Below are 19,382 nucleotides of genomic sequence, written 5' to 3' on the forward strand. Positions count from 1 at the left end.
GCAGCTTACTGCCCGCGGAGGAACAGTTTATCGAGGGCGGAGATTTCAACCTGCACCCAGGTCGGGCGGCCGTGGTTGCACTGGTCCGCGCGTTCCGTGCTTTCCATCTGGCGCAGCAGCGCGTTCATCTCGGGCGTGGTCAGGATGCGGTTGGCGCGCACGGCCGTGTGGCAGGCCAGCGTGCCGAGCAGCTCGTTGCGGCGCTCGATCAGCACGCGCGAGCCGCCGAATTCGCGCACGTCGCGCAGCACGTCGCGCGCCAGCGTCTGCGCATCGGCGTTCTTCAGCAGGCTGGGCACGGCGCGCACCGCCAGCGTGGTCGGCGACAGCACGGCGATATCGAAGCCCAGGGCCGCCAGGGTGTCGCCATGTTCCTGCACCGTGCCCACCTCGACCGGGTCGGCATAGAACGTGACGGGGATCAGCAGCGCCTGCACCTGCATGTCGGTGCCGGCGATCTGCGCATCCAGCGCGTTCTTCAATTGCTCGTACAGGATGCGTTCGTGCGCGGCGTGCATGTCCACCAGCACCAGGCCCTTGCTGTTCTGCGCCAGGATATAGATGCCGTGCAGTTGCGCCAGCGCGAAGCCGAGCGGGAATTCCTCGTGCGCCAGCGCGGCCGCGGTGGCCGTGTAGCTGGTCGGCTGCGGCATCGTGTATGGCGCAGCCTGTTCCGCTGCGCGCGGCGGCTGCGGGTCGGCGAACAGGGCGCCGTAGCGTTCCGTGCTCTGCGCCACGCCGCCGCCGTCGCGCGATCCGAAGGGCGAAGGCGAGAAGGTGGGCGTGTAGGTGGGGTTCATCATCGCGCCGAACGACGTCTGCTGCTGCGGGCGCCAGGCGTGGCCGCCGAGGGGAACGTCGCCGCCCAGCGTCTGCGCGGCGGGCAGTGGGGCGGGCACATTGCCGTGCGCCGTGGCGGAAGTTTGCGCCAGCGCGCGCTGCACCGCGTGGAACACGAACTGGTGCACGGCACGGCTGTCGCGGAAGCGTACTTCGATCTTCGATGGATGCACGTTCACGTCCACCAGCGCCGGATCCAGCTCCAGCGCCAGCACATAGGAAGGGAAGCGGTCGCCATGCAGCACGTCTTCATAGGCGGCGCGCACCGCGTGCACCAGCAGCTTGTCGCGCACGAAGCGGCCGTTGACATAGAAGTACTGGCAATCGGCACGCGCCTTCGAGGCGGTCGGCAGGCCGGCGAAACCATGCAGGCGCAGCACGCCGGACGCTTCGTCGATCGCGATGCGCGCCTCGGCAAACGCTTCGCCGAGGATCTGCGCGCTGCGCCTGGCCATGTCGCTGGCCATCCAGTGGTCCACGGTGCGGCCGTTGTGCGTGAGCGTAAACGCCACGTCCGGCCGGGCCAGCGCGATGCGCCGTACGACTTCGGCGCAGTGGCCGAATTCGGTCTGCTCGGACTTCAGGAACTTGCGGCGCGCCGGCGTGTTGTAGTACAGGTCTTGCGCGTTGACGGTGGTGCCCGGCGCGCCGGACGATGGCACGACCGTGCCCAGGTGAGAGCCCTGCAGTTCCCACGCATGGGCCGCGTCGGCCGTCCGCGAGGTCAGCGTGACGACCGCGACCGAGGCGATCGAGGCCAGCGCCTCGCCGCGAAAGCCCAGCGTGCCGACGTTTTCCAGGTCGTCCAGCGAGGCGATCTTCGACGTGGCGTGGCGCTCCAGCGCCAGCGGCATCTGCTCCGGTGGAATGCCCTTGCCGTTGTCGGTGATGCAGATACGCTTGACGCCACCTTCCTCGAGGCGGATCGTGATCTGGCTGGCGCCCGCGTCCAGCGCGTTTTCCAGCAGCTCCTTGACCACGGCGGACGGCCGCTCGACCACCTCGCCGGCGGCGATTTGCGAAATGAGCTGGTCGGGAAGAGCCCGGATCGGGCGGGGCGGAATCGGGGCGTTCATGGTGGCGAAATTATACCGGAGTGGCGCCGCAGCTCCGGCACCTGGGCCCACCGGCGCCGCACCAGCCCTGCATTAGCGCGGCATCAGTGCCGTTGCCACCCGGCGTTGTCGGGCGGGCAGTGGATGCGCTGTTCGCTCGAGCTCGAACGGGGAATGGCACGCAGCTGGTAAGGCTCGGGCATATAGCATGACACCTTGCCGGCGCTCTTCCGGCGGATCACGCTGGTGCCGTCGGGCGACACGTAGCGATCCTCGGTGAAGCCGTGCATGCCGCGCTCGTAAGGGCGGTCGAAATGCCGGTTGCGCCTGGCCGCCAGCGGTTCCTGCGGGCGCTGCCCCGATTCCTGCGCGAGTTCGCGGGCGATTTTCCCGGCACTGCTGCGGGCGCGTTCGGCGAGGGACGGCTGCGCGGCCGGTGCCCCGAACGGATCGGCCGGGGCCACCGGCGCGGCCGGGTCGACTGGCGCCGCTGGCGGCGGCAGCGTGATGGCACCGGCCAGCGGCGGCAAAGTGGGCTGCAAAGAGGGCTGCAAAGAGGGCTGCAATGAGGGCTGCAAAGCGGGCTGCAAAGCGGGCTGCAAAGCGGGCGGCACCGGGGAGTTGGCGGGCGGCCGCGCCGCGGCACGGTGCTGCCGTGCCGGCGGCGGATCACGGCGCGGCGCGGCCGGTGGCGGTTCCGCCGGCCGGGGGGCGGGCAATGGCACCAGCAGGAAGGCCCGGGCCTGGCCCGCGGGCGGCGCCGGAGGGCGCGCCGCGTCCGCCAGCAGCACGGCGATGACGGCCGCGTGCAGGCCGGCCGCCAGGCCGAGGCCGGCGGCGCGGGAGCGATGCCGCAACGAGGCGGCAGCCGTCACGAACCCTGCTGGCGCACCGGGATCGGCACGTTGCACAGGTCGACGTGGCCGGCAGCCACCTTGGTCCACGGGCCGCCGCGGTTGCGCGCCGCTTCGGCCACCGCCTTGAAGCTGGCCGAGTCGGTGCGCATCACTTCGAGCTTGCTGCGCTGCGCTTCTGGCACGTCGGCGGCCAGCTTCACGGAGCGGATCGGCACGCGCTGGGCCGGGTCCTCATAAAAGCCCATCGCGCCGGGGCCGCGCGGCATCACCGACAGCAGCGGCATGCCGTCGACCACGCGGCCGACCACGGTGATGTTGCGATCCAGCTGGCGTGGCGCCTGGCCGATCACGGCGTACAGGGCGCTGCCGTTGCCGCTGTCGGCGCCCACGTCGCGCCCCACGCCCACCATGCCGTAGCAGTGCGCCAGCCAGGCCTGGCCGCTCTTCGGATCGCGCGCGGACGGGAAACCGTTCGAATGGCCCACCTGCGGCGCATAGCCGTCGCGGTCGGGCAGGCGCGTGAATTCCCTGACGTTTTTCAGTGGCACCGTGAATTCGCCGTCCAGCTTGGCCCTGGCCGTTTTCAGCGGGCGCGGATTGGCTTCGTCCGGGTCGCCCCACTGCACCACGAAATTGTCTTGCGCGCGCAGGATCGCCAGGCCGTCGAAATAGCCGTCGCGCACCAGCGCGCGAATGTTGTCGGCATGCCTTGGCGCGAACACGGGCGCCAGCTCGATGACGACGCGGCCCGCCGGCAGTTCCAGGTACAGGGTGCTGGCCGGGTCGAGCGGGCGCCATTCGGCGCTGGCCGATGCCTTGATCACGTCGGCGACCGACGCTTTCGGCGGCAGTTCTGCCGCCGCCAGTGGCGTGGCGGCGAGGGATGCGAGTAAATAGAGGGGCCAGCGGGTCATCGGATCTCCTGGATGCTTGCCCGGGCGGGCTGAAAAATTGTAATCTTTAAAACTGATTTATTGAAAACTTTGTTGCGCCGGCAAGAATTTCCCCCAATGGGCTGGTGTATGATTCCCGCCGCAACCTTACAGGACTACTATGGAATTCGTTCACTTGATGGAAATGCTGGTTCACGTCGACAAGGCGCTGGACACGCTGATTGCGCAGTACGGCACGCTGGTCTACGCGATCCTGTTTGCCATCATCTTTTGCGAGACGGGCCTGGTGGTCCTGTTCTTCTTCCCCGGCGATACGCTGCTGTTCATTGCCGGCGCCTTCTGCGCCACCGGCCACATGCACCTGGGGCTGCTGATCTTCCTGCTCATTTCCGCCGCGGTGATCGGCAACACCACCAATTACTGGATCGGCGAAGCGATCGGCAACCGCATGTTTACCCACAACTACCGCTGGATCAACCGCGATGCGCTGCAGCGCACCCACAACTTCTTCGAGCGGCATGGCGGCAAGACGATCATCCTGGCGCGCTTCGTGCCAGTGGTGCGCACCTTCGCGCCATTCGTGGCCGGCGTGTCGGACATGACCTTTGCCCGCTTCCAGCTCTATAACGTGACCGGGGCCGTGCTGTGGGTCGGGTCGCTGTGCACGGCCGGCTACTTCTTTGGCAACATGCCGCTGGTGCGCGACAACCTGACCACGATCGTGCTGATCGGCGTGGGCGTGGCCGTGGTCCCGGTGGCGCTGGGCGGCCTGTGGAAGATGAGCCGCCGCATGCTGGGCCGCTGATTTCTCTCAAGCAAAAAAACCTCAAGTTTTTCCGTACGGCATCCGTTAACCGGGGCAATTCTGTTTTCTGCCCCGGATTGACATGCGCAAGCTGCTTGCCCTCACCGCGTGCTGCCTGGCCCTCGGCTCGGCAAGTGCCAACGATTCCCCGTCCCGGATTGCCGGCGTGCAGCCGTCTTCGCCCGCGCGCGACGATGCCATGGGCATCGGCAATCCCAAGGCCAAGCCGGGCAAGCCGGGCAGGAAGCTGTCGGCGCGCGAGGAGGAAGAGCAGGCCGAAGCCGAGCTGTCGGCCAGGATCGCCGAGCGGCTGGCGCAGATGAAAGCCAACCAGGCCGCCCGCGCCGCGGCCGCCGCCCGGGCGAGAAAGGCGCAGGCACATGCCGCGAAAGCCGCCTACGTGCCCGCCCAGCCGCCGCCCGCCAACGGCACCTTCTGGACGTACGAAGGCGAGTTCGGGCCCGCCAACTGGAGCAAGATCAACGCCGCCTGGAACAAGTGCAATGGCGGCGAACGCCAGTCGCCGATCGATATCCGCGACGGCATCAAGGTCGACCTGGAACAGATCGCCTTCGACTACCGCCCGTCCGGCTTTTCCGTGACCGACAACGGCCATACCGTGCAGGTGGCGCTGGGCACCGGCAATTTCCTGTCCGTGGCCGGACGCACCTACGAGCTGCAGCAGCTGCATTTCCACCGCCCGGCGGAAGAACGCGTCAACGGCAAGACCTACGAGATGGGCATCCACCTGGTGCACAAGGATATCGAAGGGCGCATCGCGGTGCTGGCCCTGATGCTGCAGCGGGGCCGCCCACAGGCGGCGATCCAGACCGTGTGGAACAACCTGCCGCTGGAAAAGAAGGATACCTTCACGCCGTCGATCGTGTTCAACCCGAACGACCTGCTGCCGGAACGGCGCGACTATTACACCTACATGGGCTCGCTGACCGAGCCGCCCTGCACGGAAGGCGTGCTGTGGCTGGTGATGAAGGAGCCGGTGCAGGCCTCGCCCGAGCAGATGGCACTGTTCTCGCGGCTGTATCCGCTCAATGCCCGGCCGGTGCAGGCGGCCGCGGGGCGGATGATCAAGGAATCGCAGTAGGCAAGGGATCGCAGTAGGCAAGGAATCGCAGTAGGCCATCTTGCTGCCGAGCCCGTGTCAGGGTGTCAGGCACGCTGACACGGGCTCGGCAGGCGGCAGATCGATGCGGGTGAAGCGGCTGTTTTCAGTGAGGGTAGTATTCGGGCGCAGCGATGCGCCCGTCTTTTTTGTCCGGCGCTTGCCGGACCGGCTTTGTTACGGGGCCACCGTGATGGTGTGCACGCCGGTCCAGTCGGCACCGGCGGCCAGCGGCTGCTGGTCGACCCGCGCGGGTTCGATGCAGACAAAGCGCTGCCATTCGTCGTCCCGCAGGTCGGTCAGCCTGGCAGCCGCCTCGGCCCCCGGGTTCCACACGACAAATTCGGTGAATCCCTGCTGTGCCAGCTGCACGGTACCGGTGCCCGGCTGCAGGGTCAGCCCGGCCGGAGCCGGATAGACGTTGTCCAGCGGCGGACCGAAGTTCAGCGGCGACGTGTCCGGCAAGCCGGTGAGCACCGTGCCCGTGAAGGCGTCGACGGCGTAATAGGTGTGCAGCGCGCAGGCGAAATCGAACGGTTCGCCGCCCGTGTTGCGGACGTGGAAGCGCATCTCGAGCCCGTCGGGCCGCAGCGTGAAGCGCAGCGCCAGCGCGAAGGCGTGCGGCCAGCCCCGCGCCAGTTCGGCCGGCACGTCCTCCTGCGTCAGCAGGAACTCGGCCCAGGCCGTGGTGGCGTCATTGCCATGATCGCCCAGGCGCCAGTGCGACAGCCGGGCGATGCCATGGCGCTGGCCCGGGCCGCGGGTGGAGAACTGCGGGAAGATCACCGGCACGCCGCCGCGGATCGCGGCGCTGCCGTCGCGCGGCGAGGCTTCGCTCATGAACAGGCGCTCGCGGCCATCGGCCGTGCGCCACGACACCAGGTGCGCGCCGTACAGCGCGATGGTCGCTTGCGCGCCGTCGGGCGCGGTGATGCTCACGGCCGGGAGCTGGCCGAACGTTGTCTCTTGCATGCGGGATCCTCAGGTCAGCCGGTTCTTGGCGAGCGGCGGGTTCTTGGCGAAGTACGAGCGGATGCCCTTCACGATGGCGTCCGCGATCTGGTCTTGGTAATTGTTGTCGAGCAGGCGCGCTTCTTCTTCCGGGTTCGAGATGAAGGCCGTCTCGATCAGGATCGACGGGATGTCCGGCGCCTTCAGCACGGCGAAGCCGGCCTGTTCGACGGCGTTCTTGTGCAGCCGGTTGATGCCGCCGATCTGCTGCAGCACGGCCTTGCCCACCTTCAGGCTGTCGTTGATCTGCGCCGTGGTCGACAGGTCGAACAGCACGCTGGCCAGCTGCGGATCGCCGCCGCCCGACTGGGCGCCGCCGATCAGGTCGGCCTGGTTTTCCTTGTTCGCCAGCCAGCGTGCCGCCGACGAGCTGGCGCCTTTTTCCGACAGCACGAACACGGAGGAGCCGCGCGCGGTGGGCTTGACGAAGGCATCGGCATGGATCGAGACGAACAGGTCGGCATCGACCTTGCGGGCTTTTTCCACGCGCTTGTTGAGCGGGACGAAGTAATCGCCATCGCGCGTCAGCATCACGCGCATGTTCGGGTGCTGTTCCAGCTTTTCCTTCAGGCGCTTGGCGATCGCCAGCACGATATCCTTTTCGCGGCTGCCGCGTCCGCCGATCGCACCGGGGTCCTCGCCACCGTGGCCGGGGTCGAGCGTGATCGTCAGCATGCGCACCAGCTTGTCGGCTTTCTTCGGCGCTTCCGGCTTGTGCGGTTCCACCTTGGCGATGTCCGGCCGCGGCACCGCCTCGGACGGCACGCCCGGCGCGGGCAGCCGGTTGTCCGGCAGCGGCAGGCCCGGGGCAGGGTGCTGCTCGGCCACCTGCGGCTGGCCCACGGGCACGCCGTCGCTGGACCATTCGCCCTTTTCGATCATGGCCGCGATCGGGTCCACCTCGTGCACCGGATACAGGTCGAAGATCAGGCGGTGCTTGTATTCGCCCACCGGCGCCAGCGTGAACACCTGCGGGCGGATATGCTCCTTCAGGTCGAACACCAGGCGCACCACGCCCGGCCGGTTCTGGCCCACGCGCACCTGCCGGATGTACGGGTCGTTCGACTGGATCTTCGCCACCAGCGACTTCAGCTCGGGGTTCAGGTCGAGGCCTTCGATATCGACCACCAGGCGTTCCGGATCCTTGACGATGAAATGCGAGGTCTTCAGCTCGGCGTCGTTTTCCAGCGTGACGCGGGTATAGTCCTCCGCCGGCCAGACGCGCACGGCCAGGATCTGCGCGGCGCGGGCCGGCAGCGGCGCCAGGACCGACAGCAGCAGCGTGCCGCCGGCCTTCAGCAAGGTGCGGCGGGTGCGGCCGCGCGAAGGAGCGATCAGAGGATCTGGGGGAAGTGGAGGCGTTGCAGGCATGACAAACCTAATGCGGAGAACGCCTGCAATTCTACATCACGTCCGTCGCCGGCCACGCCGAGCGTCACGCTCAGGTCGGGCGGCGGCAGTACGCCTTCGGCTTTTTCAGGCCACTCGACGATGCAGATATTGTGGCCGTCGAAGTCTTCACGGAAGCCGGCGTCGAGGAATTCCTCCGGGCTGCCCATGCGGTACAGGTCGTAGTGGATCACGTTGACGGGCTGGCCGTCGAGCGAGACCCGGTACGGTTCGGACAGGGTGTAAGTGGGGCTCTTCACGGTGCCCGCGTGGCCGGCCGCGTGCAGCAGCGCGCGCGTGAGCGCCGTCTTGCCGGCGCCGAGGTCGCCGTGCAGGTGGATCGACAGGCCGGGCAGCAGGGCGCGCGCCAGCGAAACGCCGAGGGCGTGCGTGTGGCTTTCATCGCGCAGGTGGGCTTTCATGGGTGGGATCGCATAAAATGGTGGATTGCTGCCGCCATTGTACCGCCCGATGTCCCTTTCTCCCGAAGTGTTGTCCACCCTGGCCGCCGCCATCAAGCGGTGGGGGCGCGAACTTGGGTTCGCCGAAGTGCGCATCGCCGACATCGACCTGGCGGCGGCGGAGGCGGGCTTGCAGGCCTGGCTCGACGCCGGCATGCACGGCGAGATGGACTACATGGCGGCGCACGGCATGAAGCGCGCCCGCCCCGCCGAGCTGGTGCCAGGTACCGTGCGGGTGATCACGGCGCGCATGGATTACCTGCCGGCGTCGCACGATGCCGGCTGGCGTGCGCGGGAACAGGCCCGGCTCGCCGATCCACAGGCTGCCGTGATTTCCGTGTACGCGCGGGGCAGGGATTACCACAAGGTGCTGCGCGCGCGCCTGCAGCAGCTGGCCGACCGCGTCCGCAGCGAGGTAGGCGAATTCGGTTACCGGGTGTTCACGGATTCTGCGCCGGTGATGGAATTGCCGCTGGCGGAAAAATCCGGCCTGGGCTGGCGCGGCAAGCACACCCTGCTGATCAACCGCGAGGCCGGCTCGATGTTCTTCATGGGCGAGATCCTCGTCGACCTGCCGCTGCCGGTCGACCCGCCCACGGAAGCACACTGCGGCGCGTGCAGCGCCTGCATCACGGTGTGCCCGACCGGCGCCATCCTGGGTCCCGGCCGGCTCGATGCGCGCCGCTGCATTTCCTACCTGACGATCGAGCTGAAGGGCAGCATCCCGGAAGACCTGCGGCCGCTGCTGGGCAACCGCGTGTACGGCTGCGACGATTGCCAGACCGCCTGCCCCTGGAACAAGTTCGCCGGCCGCGCCACGCTGCCGGATTTCGACGAGCGCCATGGCCTGGGCCATGCCTCGATGATCACGCTGTTCGGCTGGAGCGAAGAAGAATTCAACCGCAACATGGAAGGCAGCCCGATCCGCCGCATCGGCCATGAGCGGTGGCTGCGCAACCTGGCCGTCGGCCTCGGCAACGCCGCGGCGCTGGGCGCCCGCGGCGATGCCGCCATCCTCGCCGCGCTGCGTTCACGCCTGGACCATCCGTCGGCGCTGGTGCGCGAGCACGTGGCCTGGGCGCTGGCCCGGCACGGCTGACTTGTAGCACGGCTGACTTGTACCACGGCTGACTTGCTGCACGGCTGGCGTCAGGGCCGCGGCAGCCACTGCCCCTTGCGGCGGGCGGCAAGCAGCAGCACGATGGCGGCACCGCCCCAGGCCGCGATGGTGATGACCGAGCCCTCGATACCGTAGGCACCGCCGCTCAGCCATTCGGGGCCGCTGGCGGTGACCTGGATCCAGCCGCGCGCCGCGTGGCCGGAAACGGGGATCGACAGCACGGCATCGAACAGGTAGTTCCAGGCGAAGTGCATGCCGATCGGTACCCACAGCCGGCGCGTGGCGATGTAGCCGGCCGACAGCGCGGCCGAGGCGGCCACCGTGGCCAGCACGCCGACCGTGCTGATGTGCTCGCTCGGCAGGTGGGCGGCGGCGAAGACCAGGCTCGACACCGCCAGCGCGATCGACGTGCCCCAGGCCTTTTCCAGCAGCCGGAACAGCACGGCGCGGAACAGGATCTCTTCCATGAAAGCCACGAATACTTGTTCCGGCAGCGGCTTCAGCACGGCGCTCCAGTGCGCCAGGCCGGTGTATGTGTAGACGCCGCCGGCCAGCAGCGGCACGCTGCACGCCAGCATCAGCAGCGCACCGATGCCGAGGCCGTTGAGCAGCTCGGCCCGGGCGCCCGGCAGCGCCAGTTCCGTCACCTCGCGTCGTTCGATCTTGCGCACGTAGAACCGGTAGCCGGCCACGATCGCGGCGGCCGCCAGCAGGAAGGGCCAGCCGAGGCGGTACGGCTTGGGCACGATTTCGGACAGGCCGAGCGCCACGCTCATGGGCACCAGCACCGCCAGGATGCCCAGCAGGGTGCGCACGAACCCGTTGGCGAGCAGGCGCTTGCCCAGCGAGGGGCGGGAGGGGGCCGAAAACGATGCGGTACTCATGATTTCTCCTGGTGGTCGTGCAAGGGAGGGACCGGCGAAAGCCGGACACGCGCGGCACGGATCCGCGCGCCGAAGGATTGCTGTCGCAGCGCGTCGATCGCCTGCGCCAGCGTGGTGGACAAGGGGTACGGCAAGTCCGCATCGAGGCTGGCCGCGGCGGCGCTGGTGGCGGCCCAGCACTGCTGCAGGCGCGGCAGCAGGGCCTGCCCCCGCGCCGACAGCCGGACCAGCTTCTGGCGCGCATCGGCCGGCGAAGGCATGGTCGTCACGAGGTCTTCCTTCTGCATCAGCGCGACCGTCTGCGTGGCGGCCGGCTGCGTGATGCCGGCCGCTTCGGCGATCTGGCCCACGCTGCGGGGCGTGCCTTCGGCCAGTGCGCGCATCACCGGCGTATAGCGCGGACGGTAGTCGATCCCCGCTTCCTCGTAGGAAGCGGCCACGGCGCCATCGAGCAATTCGATCAGGTGGCGCAACTGGGTGCCGAGTCCTTGTTTCATGCGGCCATATTTACATAAGCGCTTATGTATTTCAATAAATTTTTTTGGGGCTACGGCCGGACCGGGCAGGGCGATCATCGTCACCCCCATTGCCACCATTACCGCCGCCTCACCCTCACGGTTCCTCGCCGAGCAGCGTGTCGAGCATGCGGCGCGGGTTGCGCAGGAAGTCCAGCGTGACCTGGTAATGCTCGGTGTCTTCGTAGTCGGTGCGGCGCAAGCCGTCCGGCAGGCAGGCGTAGATGCGCGCATCCGGATAGGCCATCAGGATCGGCGAGTGGGTGGCGATGATGAATTGCGAACCGCCTTTCACCAGCTGGTGGATGCGCGCCAGCGCGGCCAGCTGGCGCTGGGGCGACAGGGCCGCTTCCGGTTCGTCCAGCAGGTACAGGCCCTGGCCACCGAAGCGGTGCGTCAGCAGTGCCATGAACGATTCGCCGTGCGACTGTTCGTGCAGCGGCCGGCCGCCGTAGGAGTCCAGCGGGATGCCCAGCCGTTCCACCTCCGTGGCCACGTTGAAGAAACTCTCGGCGCGCAGGAAGTAGCCGTCACGGGGCCGCCGGTAGCCGCGCGCGATGCGCACATGCTCGTGCAGTTGCGAATGCGAGGCGCGCGTGCCGAAGTTGAAGTTGCGGCTGCCGCCTTCGGCGTTGTAGCCCAGCGCCACCGCCAGCGCTTCGAGCAGGGTCGACTTGCCGCTGCCGTTCTCGCCCACGATGAACGTCACGGCGGGATGGAAGGTCAGCTTGTCGAGGTGCCGCACCGCGGGCAGCGAGAACGGATAGCGCTCGAAGTCCGGCACCGTGTCGCGCAGCAGCGCCATGCTGATCGCGAACGCGGGCGACATCGCCATGGCTACTTCAGCAAGCCGGCCAGCTCGACGGCCGTCTTGACCTGCATCTTGTCGAAGATATGGGCGCGGTGCACCTCGACGGTGCGCATGCTGATGCCCAGTTCGTCGGCGACCACCTTGTTCATCTTGCCGGCCAGGATCAGGTCCAGCACTTCGCGCTCGCGCGAGGACAGCGTGGCCAGCCTGGCGTGCACCGCCGCATGCGCGCTGGCCTGCTGCGAGCGTGCCAGGCCTTCCTGCACGCGGTCCATCAGGTCGTTGTCGTTGAACGGCTTTTCAAAGAAGTCGAACGCGCCGCGCTTCAGGGTATCGACCGCCATCGGCACGTCGCCATGGCCGGTCAGGAAGATCACCGGCAGGCGCTGCGCCAGGCCGCGCGCATGCAGCTGGTCGAACACGGCCACGCCGTTCATGTCCGGCATCCGCACGTCGAGCAGCACGCAATCGCCGGCCGGATCGAACTGGCCCGCTTCCACATAGGCCAGGAACTTGGCGCCGCAATCGTATGTGGTGGCGGGAATGGCGCGCGACGAGGCCAGCCACGACAATGAGTCGCGCACCACTTCTTCATCATCGACGATATGCAGCATATGAATGTCTCCAGAAACTAGGCTTGCGCCGCGGCCGGGACGGATGCCGGCAGCGTGAAGGTGAATATGGTACCGCCTCCGGGGTTGTCCCGGTGCGTCAGCGTCCCGCCATGGAACTCGATCGCCGTGCGGCAAATGTTCAGGCCCATGCCCATGCCCTGCGCCTTGGTCGAGAAAAACGGCGAAAACAGCCGTTCGGCCACCTCTTGCGGGATGCCATGGCCATTGTCGATCACATTGACGATGACCTGGCCGGTCGCGCTGTCCTGCTGCCCTTCGATGCGCAGCACGCGCCGCTGCAAGGGCACGGCGGCCATCGCCTCGATGCCGTTGCGCGCCAGGTTCAGCAAGACCTGCTCGATCAGGATGCGGTCGGCCCGCACCTGCGGCAGGTCGGCCGGCAGCGCCACCTGGAGCGCCACGCGGTGCGGCCGGGCCTGCAATTCGATCAGGGCGCGGATACCTTCGATCATCGTCGAAATTTCCACGTCGAGCCGCTCGGTTTTCCGCTTGCGCACGAATTCGTGCACGCTGCGGATGATCTGCCCGGCGCGGCGCGCCTGCGTGCCGGCCTGTTCCAGCGCCGGTTTCAGCGTGGCCGGATCCACGCCCGGCCGCGCCAGCAGGTTCAAGGCGCCGGTGGTGTAGCTGGAAATGGCCGCCAGCGGCTGGTTCAGTTCATGCGCCAGCATCGAGGCGATCTCGCCCATCGTGGCCAGCCGGCTGGACGCCTGCAGCTTTTCCTGGTGCTCGCGGTTCAGCTCTTCGATGCGCTTGCGGTCGGTGATGTCCAGGATCGACCCCATCCAGCCGGTATGGCGGCCATCGTTGTCCACCAGCGGGGCCTCGAAGATCAGCACGGGGATGCGGGTGCCGTCCGGGCGCTGGAAGATGGTCTCGAATTGCGGGGTCACCGTGCCCTGCAGCACGTTGTGCAGCCGGTGCTCGTATTCGGCCATCACTTCGGCCGCCCAGTAGGGCATCGGCGGCCGGCGGCCCACCAGTTCCTCTTCCGTGTAGCCGACCATCTGGCAGAACGCGGGGTTGACGTAGGTGATGGTCCCCTCCAGGTCGCGCGCGCGCAGGCCCGTGACGAGCGAATTTTCCATCGCGGTGCGAAACGCCATCTGCTGGCGCAGTGCTTCCTCGGCGGCCAGGCGCCGGGAAATGTGGCCCCACAGCGCCAGCAGGCTCCACAGCAGCGCCAGCGCCAGCACGATCACCGAGCCCACCAGCAGGTTCGGCAGCAGCTTCGGCGCGGCCTTGACGCTGTCCGTCATCAGCGTGATGGTGGCGCCCGGCAAGTCGAGCGCGCGCTTGTGGGTGTACACGCCGTGCCCCGGCCCGGCGGCGGCGCGGCGGGCCAGGATCTCGTCGTCGCGGTTCAGCAGCGTCACCTGGTTATCCTGCGCGAACCACCACGGCACCATTTCTTCCAGGATGGCGGACAGCTGGTAGGTGGCCACCAGCGTGCCCAGGTAGGTGGCGCCCCGGTACAGCGGCAAGTGGTAATCCATCATCATCGCGCCCGGCGTGCCCGCCGCCGGATACGCCGTTTGCGGCGCCGGCTCGCTGTACACGCCGCTGCGGCCGAGCCGGGCGCGCTCGGCCGCGTCGCGCGAGGCGGCCGACAGCCGCGCCACGGGCGGCGGCGCTTCCTCGCTCGATGCGGCCACGTCGCCTTCCGGCGTGACCCACATTACGCGTTTCAGTTCCAGGCCCGTCTTCAATTCGCTGGCCATGCGGTCGTGCAGGCGCTTGACCGTGGCGCCGGCGAGGATTTCGTTGGCCACGCTTTTCAGGTCTTCCTCATGGCGGCCGAGCTGGAAGCGGATGGTCTGCTCGACCCACAGCGTGTCGGCGATCAGCTGCTCCTGGCGCTCGTTGCTTTCCATCTGGCGCGCCTGCCACGGCAGCCAGATTAGAATGGCCAGGAACAGCAGCACCAGCACAACGGGCATCAGCCAGCGCGCGGAACTGGGGAACGGCAGGCGCGCCGCCATGGAACGAAGGGAGGTCATTGTCGGAGGGTAACCATTCTGGTCCTGCCGGGTATTGTGGTTTTCCACAGTATCCCCTTGCCGGGGGGTTATGCAGAATGTAATTGCAGGAATAATAAATGTAACTTCCATATTTGGGGACACACACGCATGAAGCTCAAGACCATCCTGGTCGCCCTTGCCGCGACCGCCTGCTTCACCAACGCCTTTGCTCAATCGCCGATCGTCATCAAGTTCAGCCACGTGGTGGCGACGGACACGCCGAAAGGCCAGGCCGCCGCCCGCTTCAAGCAGCTGGCCGAGCGCGCCACGAACGGCCGCGTGAAGGTGGAGGTCTATCCGAACAGCCAGCTGTACAAGGACAAGGAAGAACTCGAGGCCCTGCAGCTGGGCGCCGTGCAGATGCTGGCGCCGTCGCTGGCCAAGTTCGGGCCGCTGGGCGTGAAGGAATTCGAGGTGTTCGACCTGCCGTATGCGTTCCCCACCAAGCAGGCACTGTACAACGTGACCGAAGGGCCGATCGGCAAGAGCCTGCTGAAGAAACTGGAATCCAAGGGTATCACGGGCCTGGCGTACTGGGACAACGGCTTCAAGATCATGTCGGCCAACAAGCCGCTGACGTTGCCGAGCGATTTCCGCGGCCTGAAGATGCGCATCCAGTCCTCCAAGGTGCTCGATGCGCAGATGCGTTCGCTGGGCGCCAACCCCCAGGTGCTGGCCTTCTCCGAGGTCTACCAGGCCTTGCAGACAGGCGTGGTGGATGGCACCGAGAACCCGCCGTCGAACATGTACACCCAGAAGATGCACGAAGTGCAGAAGTACGCCACGGTGTCGAACCACGGCTATCTGGGCTACGCGGTAATCGTCAACAAGAAGTTCTGGGATGGCTTGCCGGCCGATATCCGCACCGCGCTCGAAGGGGCGATGCGCGAAGCCACCACGTATGAAAAGGCGATCGCCCAGCGCGACAACGACATGGCGCTGGACGCGATGAAGAAATCCGGCCGCACGCAGTTCATCACCCTCAATCAGCAGCAGCAGGAAGCCTGGAAGAAGGTGCTGCTGCCGGTACACAAGCAGATGGAAGGCCGCATCGGCGCCGACCTCGTCAACGCGATCGCGAAGGAAAGCGCGAAGTAATTCGCCGTGGGGCGGCAGCATGCCGCCCCGTTGTTCCTGACGTACCGGCCTCCCGGCCGGCTCCCCCGAAAGTCACCCATGAAATTCCTGGACCACCTGGAAGAGTGGCTCATCGCGTCCCTGATGGGCGCGGCCACCTTCATCATCTTCGTGGCGGTGGTGCACCGCTACCTGTCCGGCTTGCCGATTCCCTGGCTGCAGGACGAACTCATTCAGATCAATACCAGCTGGGCGCAGGAACTGTGCATCTACATGTTCGTGTGGATGGCCAAGTTCGGCGCCGCGTACGGCGTGCGCACCGGCATCCACGTCGGTGTCGACGTGGTCATCAACCGCCTCGCCACGCCGTGGCGCAACAAGTTCATCGTGTTCGGCCTGCTGGCCGGTGCGCTGTTTACCGGCATCGTCGGGGCGCTGGGCGCCTCGTTCGTATGGGATATCGGCCACACCGACCAGACTTCGCCCGACCTGGAAGTGCCGATGTGGCTGGTCTACCTGGCGGTGCCGGCCGGTTCCTGGCTGATGTGCTTCCGCTTCCTGCAGGTGATGGTGCATTTCGTGCGCACCGGCGACCTGCCGAAACACGACCACGCCCATGTCGAAGGCCTGGATGACGAACTGGGAGCGAAGGCATGAACGCGCTGATCATCTTTACGCTGCTGCTGGTGCTGATGCTGACCGGCATGCCGATCTCCATCTCGCTGGGCCTGACGGTGCTCACGTTCCTGTTCACGATGACAGAAGTGCCCATCGAGGCGGTGGCGCTGAAGCTGTTTACCGGCATCGAGAAGTTCGAGATCATGGCGATCCCGTTCTTCATCCTGGCCGGCAATTTCCTCACCCACGGCGGCGTGGCGCGGCGCATGATCAACTTCGCCACGTCGATGGTGGGGCACTGGCATGGCGGGCTGGCGCTGGCCGGCGTGCTGGCGTGCGCGCTGTTCGCGGCCGTCTCCGGCTCCAGCCCGGCCACGGTGGTGGCGATCGGCTCGATCATCCTGCCGGCCATGGTGAAGCAGGGCTTCCCCAAGCGTTTCGGCGCCGGCGTGATCACCACGTCGGGCGCGCTGGGCATCCTGATTCCGCCGTCGATCGTGATGGTGATGTATTCGGTCACCACCAACACGTCGGTGGGCGCGCTGTTCATGGCGGGCGTAGTGCCGGGCATCATGCTGGCGTTTCTGCTGGGGTTGACGACGTGGGTACTGGCGAAGAAGCGCGGCTATCCGCGCATGCCCAAGGCCACCTGGGCCGAGCGCCTGACCGCATTCCGCAGGAGCGCATGGGGACTGCTGCTGATCGTGATCGTGATGGGTGGCATCTACTCCGGCCTGTTCACGCCCACCGAGGCGGCGGCCATGGCGGCCGTGTACGCCTTCGTCATTGCCGTGTTCGTGTACAAGGACCTGAAGCTGCGCCAGGCCGGCAAGGTGTTGCTGGATTCGGCCTCGATGTCGGCCATGCTGCTGTACATCATCACGAACGCCGTGCTGTTCTCGTTCCTGATGACGAGCGAAAACATTCCGCAGGAAATGGCCGCCTGGCTGACGGCGCAAGGCCTCGGCAAGATCGCTTTCCTGCTGGTGGTGAACGTGATCCTGCTGGCGGCGGGGAATTTCATGGAGCCGTCGTCGATCGTGCTGATCATGGCGCCGATTCTGTTCCCTGTCGCGGTCGCGCTGGGTGTCGACCCGATCCATTTCGGCATCCTCATCGTCGTCAACATGGAAGTGGGGATGTGCCATCCACCGGTCGGGCTGAACCTGTACGTGGCATCCGGCATCACGAAGATGGGCATCTCGGAATTGACCGTGGCCGTGATGCCATGGCTGCTGACGATGCTGGCCTTCCTGATGGTGGTGACCTACGTGCCGGAAATTTCGCTGTGGCTGCCCCGGCTTGTGTATGGCCCGATGTAACGGCCGCTGTGACGACCGATGTGACAAGACTGTGACGCGCCTAGCAAACTTTCGAAAACATTGCCATAGTTAATTTATGCTCAAGGCAAATATTTTCTTGCTACAAAAAAACAGGAGAAATGCGCGTTTGGATCAGTTATGATCGCTCCTGTTTGGTGCAGCACATATCGATATGCACCAAGGTAGCAACGAATATGCGGGTTAGTGGGGAGTGGTAATAAAAACGGCATGCCGGAGACGGCGATAAATCGAGGAGACACGCGGTTCACAGTATGTTGTTGGCATCACTGCTGAAGGCGGCCAAAAGCCAGCCGCGGCGGGACCAAACAACCGGAGCCGTGCCAAAGCAATACTTAAAACGCACCAGAAGGTGCGTTTTTTTTCGTCCGTGCATTCATGGCGCTCACTGGTTCTCGCTGGATCTCCGTGGTGAAACGCCATGGCGAGTCCGGCAGCGATGCAGCGCGAAACGCCCCGTCCGCACGAGCTCTGGTACGCCATGCGGCGTTCGTGTAGCATGTTTGCCACAGTAGTCTGGAGTTAATTGTGACGCAAATACAACAAGCCGCCGACCTGTTCGCGGCCATCGTTTCCACCCCGTTCGGCGCGCTCGGCATTCGCACCGGTGGCGCCGTCGTCAGCGAGCTGGTGTACCTGCCGGCCAGCTTCGCCGACAAGGCGCCCACCGATGCGGTTGCCGAACGCGCCGCCGCGCAGGTACGGCGCTATTGCGAGGATGCCGATTTCGTTTTCGACTTGCCGCTGGCGCAGGTCGGCAGCGCATTCCAGCGCAAGGTGTGGGATGCCATCGGGGCGATCCCGCGCGGTGAAGTGCGCACTTACGGCGAGATCGCCAAGTTCGTCGGCTCGATGCCGCGTGCCGTGGGCCAGGCGTGCGGCGCGAATTATTTTCCGCTGGTCATTCCATGCCACCGCGTGACGGGCGCGCAAGGCCTGGGCGGCTTCGCCGGCAGCGACGACCGCAACGGCTTCACGCTGGACGTCAAGCGCTGGCTGCTGGCGCACGAAGGGCACCGCGAATACGCATGGCAGCAAACGACCCTGCTCTGATCGATGAATTCTGCGACACGCTGTGGCTGGAAGACGGCCTGTCGAAGAACACGCTGGATGCCTACCGGCGCGACCTGAAGCTGTTTTCCGCCTGGCTGGCGCAGGCCCGTCCCGGCACCGGCCTGCTGGCGGTGCATGCCGGCGACATCGCCGGCTATTTCGCCGCCCGGCATGGCGATACCAAGGCCAGTTCGTCGAACCGGCGGCTGTCGGTCCTGAAACGCTTTTACCAGCAGGCGCTGCGCCGCCAGCGCATCGCCGAGGATCCCTGCCTCCAGCTGGCATCGGCGAAGCAGCCGGCCCGCTTCGTCCACACGCTGTCGGAAAGCCACGTGGAAGCATTGCTGGCCGCGCCGGACGTGCGCGAGCCGCTGGGCCTGCGCGACCGCACCATGCTCGAGCTGATGTATGCGAGCGGCTTGCGGGTTTCGGAACTGGTGGCGCTGAAGGTTACCGAGCTCGGCTTGAACGAGGGCGTGGTGCGCATCACCGGCAAGGGTGCGAAGACCCGCCTGGTGCCGTTCGGCGGCGAAGCCCGGCAATGGATCGAGCGCTACCTGCGCGACGGGCGCGGCGTGATCCTGAATGGCCAGCAGGACGATGCGCTGTTCGTCACGGGCCGCGGCGGGCCGATGACGCGGCAGATGTTCTGGGTGGTCGTGAAGAAATGCGCGCGCAAGGCGGACATCACCGCGCCCCTGTCGCCCCATACGCTGCGCCATGCCTTCGCCACGCACCTGCTGAACCATGGCGCCGACCTGCGCGTGGTGCAGCTGCTGCTCGGCCATGCCGACATTTCGACCACCCAGATCTATACCCACGTGGCGCGCGAACGGCTGAAACAGCTACATGCGCTGCATCATCCGCGGGGTTGAAA

At 66.6% G+C, this 19,382-nt stretch carries 19 protein-coding genes; 8 read left to right on the forward strand and 11 right to left on the reverse strand.

The features are described from left to right. Positions 1 to 5 precede the first annotated feature (5 nt). From mutL to EYF70_RS02595, 3 genes are all read right to left on the reverse strand, one after another. Complete coding sequence (gene mutL / locus EYF70_RS02585) at positions 6 to 1,916, reverse strand: DNA mismatch repair endonuclease MutL (protein WP_131144001.1); 1,911 nt, start codon at positions 1,914 to 1,916, stop codon at positions 6 to 8. 83 nt (positions 1,917 to 1,999) lie between these two features. Further along, entirely contained in the window at positions 2,000 to 2,770 is a 771-nt protein-coding gene (locus tag EYF70_RS02590) for a hypothetical protein (RefSeq protein ID WP_131144002.1), read from the reverse strand. After that, a complete protein-coding gene (locus tag EYF70_RS02595) occupies positions 2,767 to 3,666 on the reverse strand; it encodes a peptidylprolyl isomerase (RefSeq protein WP_131144003.1) in 900 nt (299 codons plus the stop codon). The genes EYF70_RS02590 and EYF70_RS02595 overlap by 4 nt, the downstream gene beginning before the upstream one ends. Before the next feature lie 157 nt (positions 3,667 to 3,823). On the opposite strand from EYF70_RS02595, the gene EYF70_RS02600 reads away from it, so the two are divergent. Together EYF70_RS02600 and EYF70_RS02605 are read left to right on the forward strand one after the other, a co-directional pair. Continuing rightward, the gene (locus EYF70_RS02600; RefSeq protein ID WP_371861700.1) at positions 3,824 to 4,450 is read left to right on the forward strand and encodes a VTT domain-containing protein; all 627 of its coding nucleotides are present in this window, start codon (positions 3,824 to 3,826) and stop codon (positions 4,448 to 4,450) included. A gap of 82 nt (positions 4,451 to 4,532) precedes the next feature. Next, a complete protein-coding gene (locus EYF70_RS02605; RefSeq protein WP_131144005.1) occupies positions 4,533 to 5,552 on the forward strand; it encodes a carbonic anhydrase in 1,020 nt (339 codons plus the stop codon). 195 nt (positions 5,553 to 5,747) lie between these two features. Here the strand turns inward: EYF70_RS02605 and EYF70_RS02610 are convergent, their stop codons facing one another. From EYF70_RS02610 to tsaE, 3 genes are read right to left on the reverse strand one after another with little or no spacing between them, the layout of a single operon-like run. Further along, positions 5,748 to 6,542, reverse strand: a complete 795-nt coding sequence (locus EYF70_RS02610; protein WP_131144006.1) for a D-hexose-6-phosphate mutarotase — start codon at positions 6,540 to 6,542, stop codon at positions 5,748 to 5,750. 9 nt (positions 6,543 to 6,551) lie between these two features. Further along, the gene (locus EYF70_RS02615; protein WP_131144007.1) at positions 6,552 to 7,952 is read right to left on the reverse strand and encodes an N-acetylmuramoyl-L-alanine amidase; all 1,401 of its coding nucleotides are present in this window, start codon (positions 7,950 to 7,952) and stop codon (positions 6,552 to 6,554) included. Continuing rightward, entirely contained in the window at positions 7,916 to 8,392 is a 477-nt protein-coding gene (gene tsaE, locus EYF70_RS02620; RefSeq protein WP_174800384.1) for a tRNA (adenosine(37)-N6)-threonylcarbamoyltransferase complex ATPase subunit type 1 TsaE, read from the reverse strand. The genes EYF70_RS02615 and tsaE overlap by 37 nt, the downstream gene beginning before the upstream one ends. Positions 8,393 to 8,441: 49 nt before the next feature. Between tsaE and queG the strand changes: the two genes are divergently transcribed. Next, positions 8,442 to 9,530 (forward strand): tRNA epoxyqueuosine(34) reductase QueG, encoded by a 1,089-nt coding sequence (queG, locus tag EYF70_RS02625; protein ID WP_131144008.1) that lies wholly within the window; start codon positions 8,442 to 8,444, stop codon positions 9,528 to 9,530. 50 nt (positions 9,531 to 9,580) lie between these two features. On the opposite strand, the gene EYF70_RS02630 is transcribed toward queG, so the two are convergent. The 5 genes from EYF70_RS02630 to EYF70_RS02650 all read right to left on the reverse strand — a co-directional run bounded on the left by EYF70_RS02630 (position 9,581) and on the right by EYF70_RS02650 (position 14,396). After that, positions 9,581 to 10,435, reverse strand: coding sequence for a CPBP family intramembrane glutamic endopeptidase (locus tag EYF70_RS02630; protein ID WP_131144009.1), 855 nt, complete (start codon positions 10,433 to 10,435; stop codon positions 9,581 to 9,583). Next, positions 10,432 to 10,932, reverse strand: a complete 501-nt coding sequence (locus tag EYF70_RS02635) for a MarR family winged helix-turn-helix transcriptional regulator (protein ID WP_131144010.1) — start codon at positions 10,930 to 10,932, stop codon at positions 10,432 to 10,434. Before EYF70_RS02635 ends, EYF70_RS02630 begins: the two co-directional genes overlap by 4 nt. A 115-nt stretch (positions 10,933 to 11,047) precedes the next feature. Next, on the reverse strand, positions 11,048 to 11,779 hold the full coding sequence (locus EYF70_RS02640) for an AAA family ATPase (RefSeq protein ID WP_131148857.1): 732 nt from the start codon (positions 11,777 to 11,779) through the stop codon (positions 11,048 to 11,050). An 8-nt stretch (positions 11,780 to 11,787) separates the two neighbouring features. Beyond that, a complete protein-coding gene (locus EYF70_RS02645) occupies positions 11,788 to 12,375 on the reverse strand; it encodes a response regulator transcription factor (RefSeq protein ID WP_131144011.1) in 588 nt (195 codons plus the stop codon). A gap of 17 nt (positions 12,376 to 12,392) precedes the next feature. Continuing rightward, the gene (locus tag EYF70_RS02650) at positions 12,393 to 14,396 is read right to left on the reverse strand and encodes a sensor histidine kinase (RefSeq protein ID WP_131144012.1); all 2,004 of its coding nucleotides are present in this window, start codon (positions 14,394 to 14,396) and stop codon (positions 12,393 to 12,395) included. 129 nt (positions 14,397 to 14,525) lie between these two features. Here EYF70_RS02650 and EYF70_RS02655 point away from each other — a divergent pair, with 129 nt between their 5' ends. From EYF70_RS02655 to xerD, 5 genes are all read left to right on the forward strand, one after another. After that, entirely contained in the window at positions 14,526 to 15,515 is a 990-nt protein-coding gene (locus EYF70_RS02655) for a TRAP transporter substrate-binding protein (RefSeq protein WP_131144013.1), read from the forward strand. A gap of 78 nt (positions 15,516 to 15,593) precedes the next feature. Further along, the gene (locus EYF70_RS02660; protein WP_131144014.1) at positions 15,594 to 16,151 is read left to right on the forward strand and encodes a TRAP transporter small permease; all 558 of its coding nucleotides are present in this window, start codon (positions 15,594 to 15,596) and stop codon (positions 16,149 to 16,151) included. Continuing rightward, complete coding sequence (locus tag EYF70_RS02665; RefSeq protein WP_131144015.1) at positions 16,148 to 17,434, forward strand: TRAP transporter large permease; 1,287 nt, start codon at positions 16,148 to 16,150, stop codon at positions 17,432 to 17,434. Before EYF70_RS02660 ends, EYF70_RS02665 begins: the two co-directional genes overlap by 4 nt. A 546-nt stretch (positions 17,435 to 17,980) precedes the next feature. Then, the gene (locus tag EYF70_RS02670; RefSeq protein ID WP_229420674.1) at positions 17,981 to 18,505 is read left to right on the forward strand and encodes a methylated-DNA--[protein]-cysteine S-methyltransferase; all 525 of its coding nucleotides are present in this window, start codon (positions 17,981 to 17,983) and stop codon (positions 18,503 to 18,505) included. Next, positions 18,481 to 19,380 carry a site-specific tyrosine recombinase XerD gene (xerD, locus tag EYF70_RS02675; protein ID WP_131144016.1) on the forward strand — a complete coding sequence of 300 codons (900 nt, stop codon included), beginning with the start codon at positions 18,481 to 18,483 and terminating at the stop codon, positions 19,378 to 19,380. The genes EYF70_RS02670 and xerD overlap by 25 nt, the downstream gene beginning before the upstream one ends. The last annotated feature ends 2 nt before the right edge of the window (positions 19,381 to 19,382 follow it).

Source organism: Pseudoduganella albidiflava, from assembly GCF_004322755.1.
GTDB classification, from domain to species: Bacteria; Pseudomonadota; Gammaproteobacteria; order Burkholderiales; family Burkholderiaceae_D; genus Rugamonas; species Rugamonas albidiflava.